The 20,862-nt window shown below is 56.0% G+C and carries 17 protein-coding genes; 8 read left to right on the forward strand and 9 right to left on the reverse strand.

Features of this window, described 5'->3' with window-relative positions:
- Positions 1–42 precede the first annotated feature (42 nt).
- The 7 genes from OGV82_RS22085 (at position 43) to folA (ending at position 6,618) form a co-directional block, all read left to right on the forward strand.
- The gene (locus OGV82_RS22085; RefSeq protein ID WP_101744249.1) at positions 43–1,329 is read left to right on the forward strand and encodes an FAD-dependent oxidoreductase; all 1,287 of its coding nucleotides are present in this window, start codon (positions 43–45) and stop codon (positions 1,327–1,329) included.
- Entirely contained in the window at positions 1,326–1,613 is a 288-nt protein-coding gene (fixX, locus tag OGV82_RS22090) for a ferredoxin-like protein FixX (protein ID WP_012134124.1), read from the forward strand. Before OGV82_RS22085 ends, fixX begins: the two co-directional genes overlap by 4 nt.
- Before the next feature lie 117 nt (positions 1,614–1,730).
- On the forward strand, positions 1,731–3,062 hold the full coding sequence (locus OGV82_RS22095; RefSeq protein ID WP_024130715.1) for an MFS transporter: 1,332 nt from the start codon (positions 1,731–1,733) through the stop codon (positions 3,060–3,062).
- Positions 3,063–3,164: 102 nt separating this feature from the next.
- A complete protein-coding gene (locus tag OGV82_RS22100; protein ID WP_012134122.1) occupies positions 3,165–3,398 on the forward strand; it encodes a YgdI/YgdR family lipoprotein in 234 nt (77 codons plus the stop codon).
- Between the two features lie 104 nt (positions 3,399–3,502).
- Complete coding sequence (kefF, locus tag OGV82_RS22105) at positions 3,503–4,033, forward strand: glutathione-regulated potassium-efflux system oxidoreductase KefF (protein WP_047458991.1); 531 nt, start codon at positions 3,503–3,505, stop codon at positions 4,031–4,033.
- Positions 4,026–5,888, forward strand: a complete 1,863-nt coding sequence (kefC, locus tag OGV82_RS22110) for a glutathione-regulated potassium-efflux system protein KefC (protein ID WP_047458988.1) — start codon at positions 4,026–4,028, stop codon at positions 5,886–5,888. The genes kefF and kefC overlap by 8 nt, the downstream gene beginning before the upstream one ends.
- A gap of 250 nt (positions 5,889–6,138) precedes the next feature.
- Positions 6,139–6,618, forward strand: a complete 480-nt coding sequence (gene folA / locus OGV82_RS22115) for a type 3 dihydrofolate reductase (RefSeq protein ID WP_012134119.1) — start codon at positions 6,139–6,141, stop codon at positions 6,616–6,618.
- A gap of 116 nt (positions 6,619–6,734) precedes the next feature.
- Here the strand turns inward: folA and apaH are convergent, their stop codons facing one another.
- The 6 genes from apaH to lptD are packed head-to-tail and all read right to left on the reverse strand — an operon-like array spanning position 6,735 to position 13,478.
- The gene (apaH, locus tag OGV82_RS22120; protein ID WP_047458985.1) at positions 6,735–7,583 is read right to left on the reverse strand and encodes a bis(5'-nucleosyl)-tetraphosphatase (symmetrical) ApaH; all 849 of its coding nucleotides are present in this window, start codon (positions 7,581–7,583) and stop codon (positions 6,735–6,737) included.
- Between the two features lie 10 nt (positions 7,584–7,593).
- A complete protein-coding gene (gene apaG / locus OGV82_RS22125) occupies positions 7,594–7,971 on the reverse strand; it encodes a Co2+/Mg2+ efflux facilitator ApaG/CorD (RefSeq protein WP_012134116.1) in 378 nt (125 codons plus the stop codon).
- 2 nt (positions 7,972–7,973) lie between these two features.
- Positions 7,974–8,795 carry a 16S rRNA (adenine(1518)-N(6)/adenine(1519)-N(6))-dimethyltransferase RsmA gene (gene rsmA / locus OGV82_RS22130; RefSeq protein ID WP_012134115.1) on the reverse strand — a complete coding sequence of 274 codons (822 nt, stop codon included), beginning with the start codon at positions 8,793–8,795 and terminating at the stop codon, positions 7,974–7,976.
- On the reverse strand, positions 8,792–9,781 hold the full coding sequence (gene pdxA / locus OGV82_RS22135) for a 4-hydroxythreonine-4-phosphate dehydrogenase PdxA (RefSeq protein WP_012134114.1): 990 nt from the start codon (positions 9,779–9,781) through the stop codon (positions 8,792–8,794). The genes rsmA and pdxA overlap by 4 nt, the downstream gene beginning before the upstream one ends.
- On the reverse strand, positions 9,781–11,067 hold the full coding sequence (gene surA, locus OGV82_RS22140) for a peptidylprolyl isomerase SurA (protein WP_047458976.1): 1,287 nt from the start codon (positions 11,065–11,067) through the stop codon (positions 9,781–9,783). Before surA ends, pdxA begins: the two co-directional genes overlap by 1 nt.
- Before the next feature lie 53 nt (positions 11,068–11,120).
- On the reverse strand, positions 11,121–13,478 hold the full coding sequence (lptD, locus tag OGV82_RS22145; protein ID WP_047458973.1) for an LPS assembly protein LptD: 2,358 nt from the start codon (positions 13,476–13,478) through the stop codon (positions 11,121–11,123).
- A gap of 376 nt (positions 13,479–13,854) precedes the next feature.
- Here lptD and djlA point away from each other — a divergent pair, with 376 nt between their 5' ends.
- On the forward strand, positions 13,855–14,670 hold the full coding sequence (djlA, locus tag OGV82_RS22150) for a co-chaperone DjlA (RefSeq protein WP_012134111.1): 816 nt from the start codon (positions 13,855–13,857) through the stop codon (positions 14,668–14,670).
- 99 nt (positions 14,671–14,769) lie between these two features.
- On the opposite strand, the gene rluA is transcribed toward djlA, so the two are convergent.
- The 3 genes from rluA to polB form a co-directional block, all read right to left on the reverse strand.
- On the reverse strand, positions 14,770–15,429 hold the full coding sequence (gene rluA / locus OGV82_RS22155; RefSeq protein ID WP_012134110.1) for a bifunctional tRNA pseudouridine(32) synthase/23S rRNA pseudouridine(746) synthase RluA: 660 nt from the start codon (positions 15,427–15,429) through the stop codon (positions 14,770–14,772).
- An 11-nt stretch (positions 15,430–15,440) separates the two neighbouring features.
- On the reverse strand, positions 15,441–18,347 hold the full coding sequence (gene rapA, locus OGV82_RS22160; protein ID WP_286462849.1) for an RNA polymerase-associated protein RapA: 2,907 nt from the start codon (positions 18,345–18,347) through the stop codon (positions 15,441–15,443).
- A gap of 131 nt (positions 18,348–18,478) precedes the next feature.
- Entirely contained in the window at positions 18,479–20,830 is a 2,352-nt protein-coding gene (gene polB / locus OGV82_RS22165) for a DNA polymerase II (RefSeq protein ID WP_047458970.1), read from the reverse strand.
- Positions 20,831–20,862: the final 32 nt, after the last annotated feature.

Genomic DNA, 20,862 nt, shown 5'->3' on the forward strand with positions numbered 1-20,862 from the left:
TGGGTATCGGCCCTGCCGCTGACAGGTAAATCTGGAGTTCTTATGTCCGAAGATATCTTTGATGCCATCATCGTGGGGGCCGGACTGGCGGGTTCCGTCGCGGCGCTGGTGCTCGCCCGCGAAGGGGCGCAGGTGCTGGTTATTGAGCGCGGCAATTCCGCCGGCGCGAAGAATGTCACCGGCGGGCGCATCTACGCGCACAGTCTGGAGCGCATTATCCCCGGTTTTGCTGAACATGCCCCGGTTGAACGCGTGATCACCCATGAAAAACTCGCTTTTATGACCGAAAAAGGGGCGATGGCGGTGGATTACGTCAATGGCGAGGATGCCGCGCCTTCGCAGGTTTCTTATTCCGTCTTACGCAGCAAATTTGACGCCTGGCTGATGGAACAGGCTGAAGAGGCGGGCGCGCAGCTGATAACCGGCATCCGCGTGGATAATCTTGTTCAGCGCGACGGCAAAGTGGTGGGCGTTGAGGCGGATGGCGACGTTATTGAAGCGAAAACGGTCATTCTTGCTGATGGCGTGAACTCGCTGTTGGCGGAAAATCTGGGAATGGCGAAACGTGTAGATGCCGCCCATGTCGCGGTAGGCGTAAAAGAGTTAATTGAGTTGCCTGAATCGGTCATTGTGGATCGCTTCGGATTACAGGGAGATGAAGGTGCGGCCTGTCTGTTTGCCGGTTCTCCGACCGACGGTCTGATGGGCGGCGGCTTCCTCTATACCAATAAAACGACCCTCTCTTTGGGGCTGGTTTGCGGTCTGCATCATCTGAAAGAGGCGAAAAAGTCGGTTCCACAAATGCTGGAAGATTTTAAACAGCATCCGGCGGTGGCGCCGCTGATTGCGGGCGGAAAACTGCTGGAGTACGCCGCGCACGTCGTCCCGGAAGCGGGAATGAATATGCAGCCGGAGCTGGTGGGCGACGGCGTGCTGATTGCCGGTGACGCCGCCGGTATGTGTATGAACCTCGGTTTTACGATTCGCGGTATGGACCTGGCCGTCGCGGCAGGGGAAGCGGCGGCGAAGACCGTACTTTCGGCCATGCAGAGCAACGATTTCAGCCGACAGGGGCTGGCGGAATATCGACAGCATCTCGACAACGGGCCGATGCGGGATATGCGTATGTACCAGCGCTTACCGGCGTTTCTGGACAACCCGCGTATGTTCACGCGCTACCCTGAAATGGCGGTGGGCATTGCCCGCGATCTGTTTACCGTCGATGGCAGCGCTCCCGTCCCTGTGCGTAAAAAAATCCTGCGCCACGCGAAGAAAGTGGGCTTCATCAACCTGATGAAGGATGGCATCAAAGGAGTGACCGTATTATGACTTCTCCCGTCAATGTGGACGTCAAACTGGGCGTCAATAAATTCAATGTGGATGAAGACAATCCGCACATCATCCTGAAAACCGAACCGGATAAGCAGGCGCTGGAGGTGCTGATCAAGGCGTGTCCGGCCGGGTTGTATAAAAAGCAGGACGACGGCAGCGTGCGTTTTGATTACGCCGGGTGCCTGGAGTGCGGCACCTGTCGAATTCTCGGGTTGGGGACGGCGCTGGAGAAATGGGAATACCCGCGCGGCACCTTTGGCGTGGAATTTCGCTACGGCTGAGGTTGATGCCGGATGGCGTCGCTGACGCGTCTTATCCGGCCTACAAAATACGTGATTCGTAGGCCTGATAAGCGTCGTGCCATCAGGCATCAAGTGAAAACAAAACAGGACGCGGCTATGCAGCAGCCCAGGAACTTTGACGACATTAAATTCTCCTCTATTCACCGCAGAATTATGCTGTGGGGAAGCGGCGGGCCGTTCCTGGACGGTTACGTACTGGTCATGATTGGCGTGGCGCTGGAGCAGCTCACGCCTGCGCTGAAGCTGGATGCGCAGTGGCTGGGGTTACTGGGGGCAGGCACGCTGGCCGGGCTGTTTGTCGGTACGTCGCTGTTCGGCTATATCTCAGACAAAGTGGGGCGACGTAAAATGTTCCTCATCGATATCATCGCCATTGGGGTGATATCGGTAGCGACGATGTTTGTCTCATCGCCGATGGAGTTGCTCGTCATGCGCGTGCTGATTGGGGTGGTGATTGGCGCGGATTATCCTATCGCCACCTCGATGATTACCGAGTTTTCCAACACCCGCCAGCGCGCCTTCTCGATCAGTTTTATTGCCGCGATGTGGTACGTCGGCGCCACCTGCGCCGACCTGGTCGGCTACTGGTTGTACGATGTGGCGGGCGGATGGCGCTGGATGCTGGGGAGCGCGGCAATTCCCTGCATTATGATCCTGATCGGACGCTTCGATCTTCCCGAATCACCGCGCTGGCTGTTGCGTAAGGGGCGGGTGAAAGAGTGCGAGGAGATGATGATTAAACTGTTTGGCGAACCGGTGGCGTTTGATGAAGAACCGCCCCAGGAGACGCGCTTCTTACAGCTGTTTAATCGCCGTCACTTCCCGTTTGTTTTGTTTGTCGCCGCCATCTGGACCTGCCAGGTCATCCCGATGTTCGCCATCTATACCTTTGGCCCGCAGATTGTCGGCCTGCTGGGGCTGGGCGTCGGGAAAAGCGCGGCGCTGGGCAATGTGGTGATCAGTTTGTTCTTTATGCTGGGCTGTATTCCGCCGATGTACTGGCTGAACAGCATAGGGCGACGGCCATTGCTGATCGGCAGCTTTGTCATGATGACGCTGGCGCTGGCTGTGCTGGGGCTGATCCCAGAAATGGGGATCTGGCTGGTGGTTGCGGCCTTTGCGGTGTACGCCTTTTTCTCCGGCGGCCCGGGGAACCTTCAGTGGCTCTATCCGAATGAGCTGTTCCCGACGGATATTCGCGCGTCTGCCGTGGGCGTCATTATGTCCCTGAGTCGAATTGGCACCATCCTTTCAACGTGGGCGCTGCCGATCTTCATCACCAGATATGGGATCAGCTACGTCATGCTGATGGGGGCGGGAATTTCACTTATCGGTCTGCTTATTTCCATCGCCTTTGCGCCGGAGACGCGTGGACTGACGCTTGCCCAGACGAGCAGTATGACGATTCGCAACAAGCCTCTGTGCTAGGGGATATCTTCAGAGTGTTCTGTATTTTCTTTTAAGGTCAGTCAGTTAGTCTATAGTTAATGGGTATACCACTGAAAATGACTGAAAAGCAGGGAGAACACCATGCAAAAACAACTTCTTATTGCGTCTCTTTTTGCCGCTGCGACGGTATTTACCGTAGCGGGCTGTTCATCAAACCAGGCCATAAAAACCACCGACGGCAAGACGATCGTCACTGATGGTAAACCACAGGTCGATGATGATACCGGACTGGTGTCCTACAAAAATGCAGAAACCGGTAAAACGGAACAGATCAACCGCGATCAGGTGAAGAACATGAGCGAACTGGATAATTAATTCAGTTTTATCCATTTAGCTGCTCAATAATATTCACTATTAGCCTGTTAAATTACTGACTACACTCTGTGGTAAAACAGAGATGTAAAATAACAGGCTACTTCATGATCCTCATTATTTATGCCCATCCGTATCCGCAGCACTCGCATGCGAATAAACGGATGCTGGAACAGGCAAGGACGCTGGATGGCGTCGAAATTCGCTCGCTCTATCAACTTTACCCTGACTTCAATATTGATGTTGCCGCCGAGCAGCAGGCGCTGGCGCGCGCGCGTCTTATCATCTGGCAGCATCCAATGCAGTGGTACAGCGTTCCCCCTTTACTCAAACTCTGGATGGACAAAGTCCTCGCGCATGGCTGGGCCTACGGGCATGGCGGCACGGCGCTCCGGGGTAAAGATCTGATGTGGGCCGTGACGACCGGCGGAGGCGAAAGCCACTTCGCTATTGGCGCCTATCCGGGCTTTGATGTGCTCTCGCAGCCGTTACAGGCTACCGCGCTCTATTGTGGGCTCAACTGGCTGCCGCCTTTTGCGATGCACTGTACGTTTGTCTGTGATGACGAAACGCTCCAGGCGCAGGCGCGCCACTACAAGCAACGTTTGCTGGCGTGGCAGGAGGCAAATCATGGATAGCCATACGCTGATACAGGCGCTGATTTACCTGGGGTCGGCCGCGCTGATTGTGCCGATTGCCGTCCGGCTGGGCTTAGGGTCGGTGCTGGGCTACCTCATTGCCGGGTGTATTATCGGCCCGTGGGGGCTGCGTCTGGTGACGGACGCTGAAGCTATTCTTCATTTCGCCGAAATTGGCGTGGTGCTGATGCTGTTTGTGATTGGGCTGGAGCTGGACCCGCAGCGTTTGTGGAAACTGCGTGCGTCGGTTTTTGGCGGCGGCGCGTTGCAGATGGTGGTATGCGGTGGGTTGATTGGCCTGTTCTGTATGTTCCTCGGTCTGCGCTGGCAGGTGGCGGAGCTGATCGGCATGACGCTGGCGCTCTCTTCCACGGCTATTGCGATGCAGGCGATGGATGAGCGTAACCTGACCGTCTCGCAAATGGGCCGTAGCATATTCGCCGTGCTGCTGTTTCAGGATATTGCCGCTATTCCGCTGGTGGCGATGATCCCCTTGCTGGCCGCCAGCAGCGCCTCAACGACGCTGGGCGTCTTTGCGCTGTCTGCGTTAAAAGTGGCGGGAGCGCTGGCGCTGGTGGTGCTGTTAGGGCGCTATGTCACGCGCCCGGTGTTGCGTTTTGTCGCGCGTTCCGGTTTGCGTGAAGTGTTCAGCGCCGTGGCTCTATTTCTGGTCTTTGGCTTCGGCTTGCTGCTGGAAGAAGTGGGGCTGTCGATGGCGATGGGGGCGTTTCTGGCGGGCGTATTGCTGGCAAGCTCGGAATACCGGCATGCGCTGGAAAGCGACATAGAACCGTTTAAAGGGCTGCTGCTGGGGCTGTTCTTTATCGGCGTCGGCATGTCTATCGACTTTGGCACGCTGATCGATAATCCGTTACGCATTCTTATCTTGCTGGTCGGTTTCCTGGTAATTAAAACGGTAATGCTGTGGCTGGTCGCCAGGCCGCTACGGGTGCCAAATAAGCAACGTCTCTGGTTTGCCGTATTATTAGGACAGGGGAGTGAGTTTGCCTTTGTGGTATTCGGCGCGGCGCAAATGTCCAGTGTACTCGACCCGGAATGGGCGAAGGCCTTGACGCTCACCGTTGCGCTCTCAATGGCGGCGACGCCCATTTTTCTGGTGCTCCTGAGCCGTCTGGAAAAATCCGCAATCGGCGAAGCGCGTGAAGCGGATGAGATCGATGCGGAGCAACCGCGCGTGATCATCGCCGGATTTGGCCGTTTTGGGCAGATTACGGGACGTCTGCTGCTGTCGAGCGGGGTAAAAATGGTGGTTCTCGACCATGACCCGGATCATATTGAAACGCTGCGCAAATTTGGCATGAAGGTCTTTTACGGGGACGCGACGCGTATGGATCTGCTGGAGTCTGCCGGTGCGGCGAAAGCGGAAGTGCTGATCAACGCGATTGACGATCCGCAAACCAGTTTACAACTGACAGAAATGGTAAAAGCCCATTTCCCCGACCTGCAAATTATTGCCCGCGCCCGCGATGTCGATCACTACATTCGTTTGCGACAGGCCGGTGTTGATATGCCGGAGCGTGAAACGTTTGAAGGCGCGTTAAAAACAGGGCGTCAGGCGCTGGAGAAATTAGGGCTGGGACGCTACGAGGCGCGCGAGCGTGCCGATCTGTTCCGTCGTTTTAATACGCAGATGGTGGAAGAGATGGCGAAAGGGGAAAACGATCCAACGTCCCGCGCGGCTGTCTATAAACGCACCAGCGCTATGTTGAGCGAGATTATTACTGAAGACCGTGAACATTTATCGTTAATTCAACGCCACGGCTGGCAAGGCACGGATGAAGGTAAACATACGGGTGATGCAGCTGATGAGCCGGAAGTGAAACCGTCAACGTAGGCCAGGTAAGGCGTTTACGCCGCCATCCGGCAATTTGCCCGGTGGCGCTAAGCTTACCGGGCCTACAAACCATCGTAGGCCGGATGGCGCGTCTGATTGCCTGATGGCGGCCTGCGAGCTGACACCGCTTTAAATAAGTCGGGTTGCCAGCAGAACGGAAAATTTTCGTGCTATTCCTCTTTTCGTTAGTCGACGAAAGATTGCTCTTTCCGTATAGTGGCGACAATTTTTTGTATCCAGGAAATATTCAATGATCAGTCTGATTGCGGCGTTAGCGGTAGATCGCGTTATCGGCATGGAAAACGCCATGCCGTGGAACCTGCCTGCCGATCTCGCCTGGTTTAAACGTAACACCTTAAACAAGCCTGTGGTTATGGGGCGCCATACCTGGGAATCCATCGGGCGACCGCTGCCAGGGCGTAAAAACATCGTCATCAGCAGCCAGCCTGGCACTGACGATCGCGTGCAGTGGGTGAAATCGGTCGATGAAGCGATTGCCGCCTGCGGCGATGCGCCAGAGATTATGGTGATTGGCGGCGGACGCGTGTACGAACAGTTCTTGCCGAAAGCGCAGAAACTGTATCTGACGCATATTGATGCCGAAGTGGAAGGGGACACCCATTTCCCGGACTACGAACCGGATGACTGGGAATCGGTCTTCAGCGAGTTCCACGACGCCGATGAGCAGAATTCTCACAGCTACTGCTTCGAGATTCTGGAACGTCGTTAATCCGGCATGTTGTAATGCGGATTTGTAGGCCTGATAAGCGAAGCGCCATCAGGCAATAATGTGGCGTGAATGCCGGATAGCGGCGTAAATGCCTTATCCGGCCTACAAAATAACGCTCAGGCGTTTACCGCCTCGCCTTTGCCTGAATCAAGATGACGATTCGACGGCTGCACGAAGTAGCGCTTATCTTCCCAACGCAGGCAGGTTAAATCCCCGCCCCAGCAGCAGCCGGTATCCAGACCATAAATGCCTTCCGGCGTCCCTTTACCTTCCAGCGACGCCCAGTGACCAAAGACAATGCTGTATGCTTCGCTAACCGGTCCCGGAATGGCGAACCAGGGTTTCAGCGGCGCAGGGGCGTTTTCCGGCGACTCTTTGCTGTACATATCCAGTTGGCCGTTCGGGAAACAGTAACGCATACGGGTGAAGGCATTCGTGATAAAACGCAGCCGCGCCAGACCCGTTAGCTCCGGCGTCCAGTTGTTCGGCATATCGCCGTACATCGCGTCGAGGAAAAAGGGGTAGGAGTCGCTCGACAGCACGGCTTCAACATCGCGCGCGCAGTCTTTCGCTGTCTGTAAATCCCACTGCGGCGTAATGCCCGCATGCGCCATCACCAGCTTCTTCTCTTCGTCTACCTGCAACAGCGGCTGACGGCGCAGCCAGTTGAGCAGTTCGTCGGCGTCTGGCGCTTCCAGCAGCGGAGTCAGCCTGTCTTTCGGCTTATTGCGGCTAATGCCCGCAAAGACGGCCAACAGATGTAAATCGTGATTGCCAAGCACCAGACGCACGCAGTCGCCCAGTGATTTCACGTAGCGGAGCACTTCCAGAGAACCAGGGCCGCGAGCGACCAGATCGCCGGTAAGCCACAGGGCATCTGAACCGGGGGTAAATTCCACCTGGTGTAACAATGCGATCAGTTCGTCGTAGCAACCGTGAACGTCGCCAATGAGGTATGTTGCCATTGCTTTAGTTTTAATGAATAAGTGTTGGAACGGCGAGTCGGAACACGGGAATATCGATAGTAAAGGCGACGCCTTTTTCATCGATCATTTCGTAGTGACCCTGCATGGTGCCCAGCGGCGTTTCAATAACGGCGCCGCTGGTGTACTGGTACTCTTCTCCGGGCGCGATGTGCGGCTGCACGCCAACCACACCTTCGCCCTGTACTTCGGTTTCGCGGCCATGACCATTGGTTATCAGCCAATAACGCCCCAACAACTGCACTGGCGCTCGCCCCAAATTGCGGATGGTTACCGTGTATGCGAATACGTAACGTTCATCATCAGGTGAAGATTGCGCTTCAATGTAGACGCTCTGAACCTGAATACACACTCGGGGCGAATTGATCATGCTTAACTCTCCTTCGAAGGCGCGTTTTCTGACAGATAGTTCGCCATCTGGCAATATTGCGCGACAGAGATATTTTCCGCTCGCAATGCCGGGTCAATGCCCAGTTCCGTCAGCACCTCGACGCTGAACAGATTGCCGAGGCTGTTGCGAATCGTTTTACGACGCTGGTTAAACGCCTCGGTGGTGATGCGGCTCAACACGCGTATGTCTTTCACCGGATACGGCATCGTCGTGTGAGGCACCAGACGCACAACGGCGGAATCGACTTTAGGCGGCGGCGTGAAGGCGGATGGTGGCACTTCCAGCACCGGGATCACCTGGCAATAATATTGCGCCATGACGCTTAATCGACCATACGCCTTACTGTTCGGCCCTGCAACCAGACGATTGACCACTTCTTTTTGCAACATAAAGTGCATGTCGGCAATGGCATCAGTATAGCTAAAGAGGTGGAACATCAACGGGGTGGAGATGTTGTAGGGCAAGTTGCCGAATACGCGCAGCGGCTGACCTATCTTCTCAGACAGCTCACCGAAGTTCATGGTCATGGCATCTTGCTGATAAATCGTCAGTTTCGGCCCCAAAAACGGGTGCGTTTGCAGACGCGCGGCCAGATCGCGGTCAAGTTCGATCACCGTGAGCTGGTCCAGACGTTCGCCGACAGGCTCCGTCAGCGCCGCCAGACCGGGGCCGATTTCGACCATTGCCTGACCCTTTTGCGGGTTAATGGCGGAGACAATACTGTCGATCACAAACTGATCGTTGAGAAAGTTTTGCCCGAAGCGTTTACGGGCTAAGTGGCCCTGATGGACTCGATTATTCATTGGGTATTAACAATCATTTTGATGGCGAGATTAAGCGCCGTAATAAAACTGCCGACATCCGCTTGCCCCCGACCCGCCAGTTCAAGCGCGGTGCCGTGGTCTACGGATGTTCGAATAAAAGGCAGGCCCAGCGTGATATTCACGCCGCGACCAAATCCCTGGTATTTTAGCACGGGGAGACCCTGATCGTGGTACATCGCCAGCACGGCATCGGCATGATCGAGATATTTAGGCTGGAAAAGCGTGTCGGCGGGCAAGGGGCCGCTTAAGCGCATCCCCTGAGCGCGCAGATCATCCAGTACCGGAACGATCGTGTCGATCTCTTCGGTTCCCATATGGCCGCCTTCACCCGCATGGGGATTTAGCCCGCACACCAGAATATGCGGATCGGCAAGGCCGAATTTCGTGCGTAAATCATGATGCAGAATGCCGATCACCTCATGCAGCAAAGCGGGCGTAATGGCGTCGGCAACCGCTCTTAACGGCAGGTGCGTTGTCGCCAGCGCGACCCGCAGCTCCTCGGTGGCCAGCATCATCACCACTTTCTTCGCCTGCGAACGCGCTTCAAAAAACTCCGTGTGCCCAGTAAACGGTACGCCTGCGTCATTGATGACGCCTTTGTGAACCGGCCCGGTGATCAGCGCCGCAAATTCCCCTTGCAGACAACCGTCGCAGGCGCGCGCCAGCGTATCCACCACATACTGCCCATTCTCAACGCTGAGTTGACCTGGGGTGACAGGAGCGCGAAGCGCTGTCGGCAACAGGGTCAGCGTGCCGGCGGATTGCGGTTTTGCAGGGTGATTTGGCGAGTAGGGAAGAAGCGAGAGGGGCAAACCGAGCAACGCGGCCCGGTCGGTTAACAGACGGGCATCTGCGCAGACGACGAGTTCGACCGGCCACTCACGCTGTGCGAGCTGAACGACTAAGTCAGGACCAATCCCGGCGGGTTCGCCGGGAGTGATAACAACGCGTTGAACAGTAGCCATTAATTGCTCAGGATTTTGACGTAAGCGCTGGCGCGTTGTTCCTGCATCCAGGTCGCCGCTTCTTCCGAGAACTTACGGTTCATCAGCATACGGTAAGCTCTGTCTTTCTGCGCCGCGTCGGTTTTATCAACGTTACGCGTATCCAGCAGTTCGATCAGGTGCCAGCCAAATGAGGAGTGCACCGGGGCGCTCATCTGGCCTTTGTTGAGGCGGGTCAGCGCGTCGCGGAAGGCAGGATCGAAAATATCCGCTGCCGCCCAGCCCAGATCTCCGCCCTGGTTGGCAGAACCTGGGTCCTGTGAAAACTCTTTCGCTGCGGCAGCAAAGGTCGTTTTGCCGCTCTTAATGTCTGCTGCGATCTCTTCCAGTTTCAGGCGCGCCTGTTGATCGGTCATGATCGGCGAGGGTTTCAGCAGAATATGGCGGGCATGAACTTCAGTGACGGAGATGCTCTGGCTCTGGCCGCGCAGATCGTTCACTTTCAGAATGTGGAAGCCAACGCCGGAACGAATCGGGCCAACGATGTCGCCTTTTTTCGCCGTGCTCAGCGCCTGCGCGAAAATGCCCGGCAGCTCCTGAATACGTCCCCAGCCCATCTGGCCGCCTTTCAGCGCCTGTTGGTCGGCGGAGTAGGTGATCGCCAGTTTGCCGAAATCGCTGCCGTTACGCGCTTCATCAACAATCGAGCGCGCCTGGGCTTCCGCTTCGCTTACCTGATCCGACGTCGGGTTTTCCGGCAGCGGGATCAGAATGTGGCTCAGGTTCAGCTCTGTGCTGGCATCGTTCTGGTTACCGACCTGTTGGGCCAGCGCATCCACTTCCTGCGGCAGGATGGTGACGCGACGACGCACTTCGTTGTTACGCACTTCGGAGATGATCATCTCTTTGCGGATCTGGCTACGGTAGGTTGAGTAGCTCAGACCATCGTAAGCCAGACGGCTGCGCATCTGGTCCAGCGTCATGTTGTTCTGTTTAGCGATATTGGCGATAGCCTGATCCAGCTGTTCATCAGAGATTTTCACCCCCATCTTCTGACCCATCTGGAGAACGATTTGATCCATGATCAAACGTTCCAGGATCTGATGACGTAGCGTGGCATCATCAGGAAGCTGCTGACCAGCCTGACCCGCATTAAGTTTTACTGATTGCATTAAGCCATCAACGTCGCTTTCCAGCACGACGCCGTTATTGACGACGGCTGCGACTTTATCGACCACCTGCGGGGCAGCGAAACTGGTATTCGCGATCATGGCGATACCGAGAAGCAGCGTTTTCCAGTTCTTCATACTTTTTCCATTTCAATTAACCGCAATGCGGATTACGTGGTAAATCAATCAAATCACAGAGAGCTTTGATACGGCAAAATGTTCGAACGCAACATCTCTTTGGTGCCGAGACCGTAGTTGGAGCTCAGACCACGCAATTCAATGTTAAAGCCGATCACGTTGTCATAAACAGCGTGTTCTTTATCGTTATCCCAACCGTTCAGCTTACGCTCATAACCGAAGCGAATCGCATAGCAGCAGGAGTTGTACTGCACGCCGAGCATCTGGTCGGCAGGCTTATTCACATTGGTATCAAAGTAGTAAGCGCCTACGATAGACCAACGATCGGCAATCGGCCAACTGGCAACGCCCCCGACCTGGGAAATCCCGTTTTTATACTGCTCCGCAGTGGAATAAGACGGCAGCGTAGCCTGAATATATTCCGCGCTGGCATAACGGTAGTTCAACTGCAAGAGACGATTTTCATCGCGACGGTATTCGATCGTACTGCTGCTGGTCGCGACGCTGTCCAGACGCGTGTCGTACTGAATGCCGCTACGCAGTCCCCAGCGGTCGGAGATACGCCAGTAGGTGTCGCCCGCCCAAACCAGTGAGCCCGTTTTGTCGTCATTCTCCCAGGTTATGTTGTCATCGCCGGTGCGAGACTCCGTGAAATAGTAGATTTGACCCACGGAAACATTAAAACGTTCAATTGCGGCATCATCATAAATACGCGATGTGACGCCGGTCGTGACCTGGTTTGCGGAGGCGATACGATCCAGACCGCCATATGTGCGGTCGCGGAACAGACCGCTGTAGTCGGACTGCAATAATGAGGAGTCGTAGTTATTGATGCTGCTCTGGTTACGATAGGGAACGTACAGATACTGCGCGCGCGGCTCCAGCGTCTGGGTGTAACCCGGCGCCAACGTCGTCATATCGCGTTCAAACACCATCCTGCCGTCGACTTTGAACTGCGGCATTACGCGGTTAACCGACTCATCGAGTTTATTGACGTTTCGCGAATTGTTGTTGTACGAGTCCAGATTGGTTTGCTGGTAGTGCGTCGCCAGCAGCTTCGCTTCAGTATTGATGCTGCCCCACTGATTCGATAACGGCAGATTGATGGTTGGCTCCAGGTGAACGCGAGTCGCTTCCGGCATGTTGTCTCGGGTGTTCACAAACTTCACGGCCTGGCCGTAAATACGCGTATCGAATGGACCAACGTCATTCTGGTAGAAGTTAACGTCTAACTGCGGCTCAGCGGAGTAACTGCTGGTATTCTGATCGCTGAATACCTGGAACTGTTTGGTTGACACCGTGGCATCAAAGTTCTGCACGGCATAGCCGACGCTGAATTTCTGCGTGGCGTAACCGTCGGTACTGGAACCGTACTTATTGTCAAAGTCATTGAAGTAGCTGGAGTCGCTGACCTTGGTATAGTCGACATTAAAGCGCCATACCTGATCCATCACGCCGCCATGACGCCAGTAGAACAACCAGCGACGGGAGTTGCTGTCGTTCGGATGCTCATCGTCGTAAACGCGATCGGAATTCAGATAGTCGAATTCCATTAAACCCGCGCCCGCCTGGCTGAGGTAGCGGAACTCATTCTCCCACATGATACCGCCACGACGGTGCATATAATGCGGCGTAATGGTGGCGTCCATATTGGGCGCGATGTTCCAGTAATACGGCAGGTAGAACTCAAAATAGTTCTTGGTGGTATACTTCGCGTTCGGGATCAGGAAACCGGAGCGGCGTTTGTCACCGACCGGCAGCTGTAAATAAGGGCTGTAAAAGACGGGAACCGGACCCAGTTTAAAACGGGCGTTCCAGATTTCCGCTACCTGCTCTTCACGATCGTGAATCACTTCGCTGCCCACAACGCTCCAGGTATCGGAGCCTGGCAGACAGGAGGTAAAGCTGCCATTTTCCAGAATGGTATAGCGGTTTTCGCCACGCTGCTTCATCAGATCCGCTTTCCCGCGCCCCTGACGGCCGACCATCTGGTAGTCGCCTTCCCACACGTTTGTGTCTTTGGTGTTCAGGTTCGCCCAGCCTTTCGGCCCCTTCAGAATAACCTGATTGTCGTCATAATGGACGTTGCCGAGCGCATCGACGGTACGAACCGGTTCCGGCTGGTCTGGCGCCTCTTTTTGATGGAGTTGCACCTCATCAGCTTGCAGGCGACTGTTACCCTGGTTGATATCGACATTACCGGTGAATACCGCGTCGTCCGGGTAGTTCCCTTTCGCGTGATCGGCGTTGATCGTCACGGGTAATTCGTTCGTCTCGCCTTTCACCAGAGGACGGTCGTAGCTTGGCACACCCAACATGCACTGCGAGGCAAGGTCGGCGGCCAGGCCCTGCTGACTATAAAGGGCGCTGGCGATCATGGTGGCCAGGAAAGTGGGAATACGTTTTTTCATACGTTGTATTTATTGTTCCATCATCAGTAGCGTTGCGCGTGACAAACGGTCAGAGACTAACGTACTCATCTTCACTACGCTAGTGTTAATCCTGTCCCTTTTCTACCCGTCGTCTTTCAGGTTGCGCTTTCGTGGACGTTATTCGCATGCCCCCGGCGACTTGCCTGGATAAGCGTCTGGCGGCTGTGCGGCGGTCTTGCTGCAACGTGAAATCCAATGGGTATGTGTCTGTGGTGTTAGGCACGGCATTGAATGACAGGTATGATAATGCAAATTATAGGCGATGTCCCACAATTGACCGCAGCCTTCATTCCAGGAAAAGCACTCTATATTGTGGGACATAGCCTCACTGTCAGCGTAAAGATTTGGGGAGTCTATGCAGTACTGGGGAAAGATTGTAGGTGTCGCAGTGGCGCTGATGATGGGAGGCGGCTTCTGGGGCGTGGTATTAGGTCTGCTGATAGGCCACATGTTCGACAAAGCCCGCAGCCGCAAAATGGCATGGTTCGCCAATCAGCGTGAACGGCAGGCACTGTTTTTCGCCACCACTTTTGAGGTCATGGGGCATTTAACCAAATCGAAAGGGCGCGTGACGGAAGCGGATATCCATATTGCCAGCCAGTTGATGGACCGGATGAACTTACACGGCGAATCACGTACCGCCGCCCAACACGCGTTTCGCGTGGGAAAATCGGATAATTACCCGTTACGTGAAAAAATGCGCCAGTTTCGCAGCGTCTGCTTTGGGCGGTTTGATCTGATACGGATGTTTCTGGAAATTCAGATTCAGGCGGCGTTTGCGGATGGAACGCTCCATCCGAACGAGCGGGAAGTGCTGTACGTTATCGCCGAGGAGCTGGGGATTTCCCGCGCTCAGTTCGATCAGTTCTTACGCATGATGCAGGGCGGGGCGCAGTTTGGCGGCGGTTATCAGCAACAGCAGTCCGGCGGCGGCTGGCAGCAGGCGCAGCGTGGCCCTACGCTGGAAGATGCCTGCAACGTGCTGGGGGTTAAGCCGACAGATGATGCGACAACCATTAAACGCGCGTACCGCAGACTGATGAGCGAGCACCACCCGGACAAACTGGTCGCAAAAGGGTTGCCGCCGGAGATGATGGAGATGGCGAAGCAAAAAGCGCAGGAAATTCAGAAAGCGTATGAAATGATTAAAGAGCAGAAAGGTTTTAAATAATGCTTTTGCCGGATGGCGACGTAAAGCGTCTTATCCGGCTTACGTTGAGAACGGTAGGCCGGGTAAGCGAAGCGCCCCCGGCACAAATGGGCACAGAATTTAAAAATCTACCGGGGCTTTAAAGGTCATACTGTTGCCATACGCGGGATGGGTGATGGTTAGCGTTTCGGCATGCAGCAACAGACGCGGTGCCATCGCCAGCGCTTCTGGCGACGCGTAGAAGCGATCGCCGAGAATGGGGTGTCCCAACGCCAGCATATGCACACGTAGCTGATGAGAACGCCCGGTAATCGGTTTAAGCACCACCCGTGCGGTGTTATCCGCAGCGAAGTCCACCACCTCATACCCGGTTTGCGCAGGTTTACCCGTCTCATAACACACTTTCTGTTTTGGCCTGTTCGGCCAGTCGCAGATCAGCGGTAAATCAACCAGCCCTTCGGCAGGGGCTGGATGCCCCCACACGCGCGCAACGTACTGTTTTTTCGGTTCACGCTCGCGGAACTGGCGTTTCAGCTCCCGTTCCGCCGCTTTGGTCAGCGCCACTACAATCACGCCGCTGGTCGCCATATCCAGACGATGCACCGACTCCGCCTGCGGATAATCGCGTTGAATACGCGTCATCACGCTATCTTTGTGCTCCTCAAGGCGGCCCGGCACGGACAACAAGCCGCTGGGCTTGTTGACCACCATAATATGCTCATCCTGATACAGGATAATCAGCCAGGGCTCCTGCGGCGGATTGTAGTTTTCCATCCCCATTTTTTGCTCCGTTACTGATGCGTGACGACGATAAGACGTAAGGCATCCAGACGCCAGTTGGCCTGATCCAGGCTTTCCATTACCTGCTGACGGTTGCTGTCGATCGCCGCAAGTTCATCATCACGGATGTTCGGGTTAACGGCGCGCAGCGCTTCCAGACGCGACAGTTCGGCAGACAGTTTTTCATCCGCTTCGCTACGCGCGGCGTCGATCAGCGCCCGGGCCGATTTCTCCGCCTGCGCTTCGCCCAGTTGCAGAATCGCGTGTACGTCCTGTTGCACCGCGTTGACCAGCTTGCTGCCGGTATGACGGTTAACGGCGCTCAGCTGGCGGTTGAAGGTTTCAAACTCCACCTGCGCGGCCAGGTTATTGCCGTTTTTATCCAGCAGCATGCGCACCGGCGTCGGCGGCAGGAAACGGTTAAGCTGTAAATGTTTCGGTGCCTGCGCTTCAACGACATACACCAGTTCCACCAGCAGCGTTCCCACCGGCAACGCTTTGTTTTTCAACAGCGAAATCGTGCTGCTGCCGGTATCGCCAGACAGAATCAGATCCAGTCCGTTGCGAATCAGCGGATGTTCCCAGGTAACAAACTGCGCATCTTCACGCGACAGCGCCACATCACGCTCGAACGTAATGGTGCAGCCATCTTCCGGCAGGCCAGGGAAGTCCGGCACCAGCATATGATCGGAAGGCGTCAGCACAATCAGGTTCTCACCACGGTCATCCTGGTTAATCCCGACGATATCAAACAGGTTCATGGCGAAGGCGATCAGGCTGGTGTCGTCATCCTGTTCTTCAATGCTCTCTGCCAGCGCCTGCGCTTTCTCGCCGCCGTTAGAGTGGATCTCCAGCAGACGGTCGCGCCCTTGCTCCAGCTGCGCCTTCAGCGCTTCGTGCTGCTCGCGGCAGGTTTTGATCAGCGCGTCAAAACCGTCGGTGTTTTCAGGCGTCGCCAGGTAAGCGATCAGATCGTGACACACCGTATCGTAGATGGCGCGACCGGTCGGGCAGGTGTGCTCAAAGGCATCCAGCCCTTCGTGATACCAGCGAACCAGCACGGACTGCGCGGTTTTTTCCAGATACGGAACGTGGATCTGAATATCGTGCGCCTGGCCGATACGGTCCAGACGGCCAATACGCTGCTCCAGCAAATCCGGGTTAAACGGCAGGTCAAACATCACCAGGTTGCTGGCGAACTGGAAGTTACGGCCTTCAGAACCGATTTCCGAGCACAGCAGAACCTGCGCGCCGCTGTCTTCTTCGCTAAACCACGCGGCGGCGCGGTCACGTTCAATAATGGACATGCCTTCATGGAATACGGCGGCGCGGATGCCTTCGCGCTCGCGCAGCACCTGCTCCAGTTGCAGCGCGGTGGCGGCTTTCGCGCAGATCACCAGCACTTTCTGCGAGCGGTGGCTGGTCAGATGCCCCATCAGCCACTCCACGCGCGGGTCGAAGTTCCACCAGGTGCCGCTATCCCCTTCGAATTCCTGATAAATCTGCTCCGGGTAGAGCATATCGCGCGCTCTGTCCTCCGCGCTTTTACGCGCGCCCATAATGCCGGAGACTTTAATCGCCGTCTGATATTGCGTTGGCAGCGGCAGCTTGATGGTGTGCAGCTCGCGTTTCGGGAAGCCTTTGACGCCGTTACGGGTGTTGCGGAACAGTACGCGGCTGGTGCCGTGTCTGTCCATCAGCATGGAGACCAGCTCCTGGCGGGCATTCTGCGCGCCATCGCGGTCGCTGTTCGCCGTTTGCAGCAGCGGTTCGATGTCCTGCTCGCCAATCAGGTCGCCGAGCATGTTCAGCTCTTCGTTGCTCAGCTTGTTGCCTGCCAGCAGCATGGCGACGGCGTCGGCGACCGGGCGATAATTTTTTTGCTCTTCGACAAATTGTTCGAAGTCGTGGAAACGGCTCGGGTCGAGCAGACGCAGACGGGCGAAGTGGCTTTCCATTCCCAGCTGTTCCGGCGTTGCGGTCAGCAGCAGGACGCCAGGCACGCGTTCCGCCAGTTGTTCAATCGCCATATATTCGCGGCTTGGCGCGTCTTCGCTCCACACCAGGTGGTGAGCTTCATCGACGACCAGCAGGTCCCATTGTGCGTCGCACAGATGTTCCAGACGCTGTTTGTTGCGACGCGCGAAGTCCAGCGAGCAGATAACCAGTTGCTCGGTTTCAAACGGGTTGTAGGCATCGTGCTGGGCTTCGGTGTAACGCTCGTCGTCGAACAGCGCGAAGCGCAGGTTGAAGCGGCGCAGCATTTCAACCAGCCACTGATGCTGCAAAGTTTCCGGGACGATGATCAGCACGCGTTCCGCCGCGCCAGACAGCAGCTGTTGGTGCAGGATCATCCCGGCTTCGATGGTTTTTCCTAAGCCCACTTCATCCGCCAGCAGGACGCGCGGCGCGTGGCGGCGACCGACATCATGGGCAATGTTGAGCTGGTGGGGAATCAGGCTGGTGCGCTGACCGCGCAGGCCGCTCCACGGCATGCGGTACTGCTCGCTCTGAAATTTACGTGCGCGGTAGCGCAGAGCGAATCGGTCCATCCGGTCGATTTGCCCGGCGAACAGGCGATCCTGCGGTTTACTGAAAACCAGCTTGCTGTCGAGCAGGACTTCACGCAGCGTGACGGCGGTTTCTTCGGTATCAAGGCGGGTGCCAGTATAGGCAAGCAGACCGTTTTCTTCTTTTACTTCATCGATTTGTAGCTGCCAGCCTTCATGGCTTGTAATCGTATCACCAGGGTTAAACATCACGCGGGTCACGGGGGAGTCACTGCGCGCATACAGACGGTTTTCACCTGTCGCCGGGAAAAGTAAGGTGACAGTTCGCGCATCCATCGCGACGACGGTTCCAAGTCCCAGTTCGCTTTCTGTATCGCTGATCCAGCGTTGACCAAGTGTAAAAGGCATATATGTTCGGCTCTATATCTTTAATTGCAGGCAATAATCACCCGCTACCAAAATAGAATGGCAGCAGTGTTAATTGGGTCCAGGAATGGAAAGGGCGCTATGGTAATGGATGGCGGCGCATTCGTCACGCGTCAAAATAACCCCAGTTGTCCTGTGAGTAGTGTAGCAAAATTATCATCGATGAAGGGAAGTATTCCCTCTGCGACCGGCTGTAGCTGGCGGGTTAAATAGTGCTCGTAATCCAGCGGTGAATGCCGGTAATCCAGCGGCTCAGGGCCGTTAGTCGTCCACACGTATTTGATCGTGCCGCGGTTCTGATACTGCGCCGGGCGCCCCAGCTTGATGTTTTGTTCATCGGCGAGCCGGGCGGCGCGAACGTGCGGCGGAACGTTACGCTGATATTCGCTCAACGGGCGGCGCAGTCGCTTGCGGTAAACCAGCTGTTCATCCAGCTTGCCCGTCATCAGGTTATCGATGGTTTCCCGGACATACTCCTGATAGGGTTCCTGGCGGAAGATACGCAGGTAAAGCTCCTGCTGGAATTGCTGCGCCAGCGGCGTCCAGTCGGTGCGCACGGTCTCCAGCCCTTTAAATACCATTCGCTGCTTCTCGCCTTCCTGAATCAGCCCGGCATAGCGCTTTTTGCTACCGGTGTCCGCCCCGCGAATGGTCGGCATCAGAAAGCGGCGGAAGTGGGTTTCAAACTCTAATTCCAGCGCGCTGGTCAGCTTTTGCTGTTGCAGGGATTGCGTCCACCAGTCATTCACATGACGCACCAACTCGCGGCCAATCCTTGCCGCCTCGTCTTCAGAATGCGCGCCTTTCAGCCAGACGAAAGTGGAATCCGTATCGCCGTAGATCACGTCATAGCCCTGCGCCTCGATCAGCGCTTTGGTCTGACGCATGATCGCGTGGCCGCGCATGGTGATCGACGAGGCCAGTCGGGGATCGAAAAAGCGGCAGGCCGTCGTCCCGAGCACGCCGTAAAACGCATTCATGATGATCTTCAGCGCCTGGGACAGCGGTTTATTGCCGTGGCGTTTGGCCTCATCGCGCCCGTGCCAGATCTGCGTGACGATCTCCGGGAGACAGTGCGTTTCTCGCGAGAACCAGGCGTCAAGAAAGCCTTCGGTACTGTGTGTCGGGTCCGGTTGCGCCATCCCTTCCACCAGCCCAACCGGGTCGATCAGGAATGTGCGGATGATCGACGGGTACAGGCTCTTATAATCCAGCACCAGTACGGAGTCATACAGGCCAGGGCGCGAGTCCATCACGTAACCGCCAGGACTGGCATGCGGCGGGACTTCACCGAGATTCGGCGCAACGTAACCGGCGCGATGCATACGGGGAAAATAGAGATGACCGAAGGCGGCGACAGAACCGCCGTGGCGGTCAGCGGGCAGACCGTTAACGGTGGCGCGCTCCAGTAAAAACGGCATGATCTCCGTCTTATGAAAAATCTGCGTCACCAGCTCGCAGTCCTTGAGGTTATACGTGGCGAGCGCGGGCTTATCTTCGGCGAAACGGCGGTCAATTTCGTCCATTCTGTCCCAGGGATTATCGATCGATTTCCCTTCGCCAAGCAGCTCCTGGGCCACGGTTTCCAGTGAAAATGATGAGAAATTCCAGAACGCGGATTTGAGCGCCTCAATGCCGTCAATAATCAACCGCCCTTTGGCCTGGGCGAAAAACACGCCGTTCTTGAAACCGTGCTCGCGCCATTCCAGCTCGGTGTTGTCGCGCCCCAGACGTAGAGGGATACGATAGCGCTCGGCATGTTTTTGCAGGATGCGTAAATCAAACTGCACCACGTTCCAGCCGATGATCACATCGGGATCGTGCCGGGCAAACCAGTCGTTGAGTTTTTCCAGCAGCAGCGGGCGACTCGCCGCATACTCAAGCTGGAAATCCAGCGCCGAGGCATCGCCATTCGCCGGGCCGAGCATAAAAACGACGCGTTGCCCGCAGCCTTGCAGACCAATGCAGTACAGCTCGCCGTGTCGGGTGGTTTCAATATCCAGCGATACCCATTTCAGCGGGGGACGGTAGTCTGGGTGCGGTTTCAGGCGGGCATTGACGATCGCGCCGTCTTTTGTGTCGCCCTCCAGCCAAACGGGAGCGGTGATAAACCGCTCCATCAGGTAACGTTCCGGCGGGCGCACATCGGCTTCATAGACCGTTACGCCCTGTTCTTTCAGCTGTTTTTCCAGACGCATCAGCTGTCGGTGAGAGCGGCAGTACAACCCCGAGACGGGCTGGCGATGAAAATCCTGCAAATTGAGCGGCGTCAGGCGATAGCCGTTTTCTGTGCGCAGCAGCGAGGTGACGCGGGCGGCCTGATGCGTAGGGATAAACGCGACCGACTCCTGCGGCGCGAGCGTGACCTGCAAAGGACCGGTGTCCGTTGCCAGCCAGAATGAGACCTCCGTTCCTTGCGGGGTATCCCGCCAGTGCCGGGTTAAAATAAAACCTGCCTGCGCCACGCTGCGTACTCATTAAAAAACCAGGCATGATT

The organism is Citrobacter sp. CK191, from assembly GCF_030333435.1.
GTDB classification, from domain to species: Bacteria; Pseudomonadota; Gammaproteobacteria; order Enterobacterales; family Enterobacteriaceae; genus Citrobacter_B; species Citrobacter_B koseri.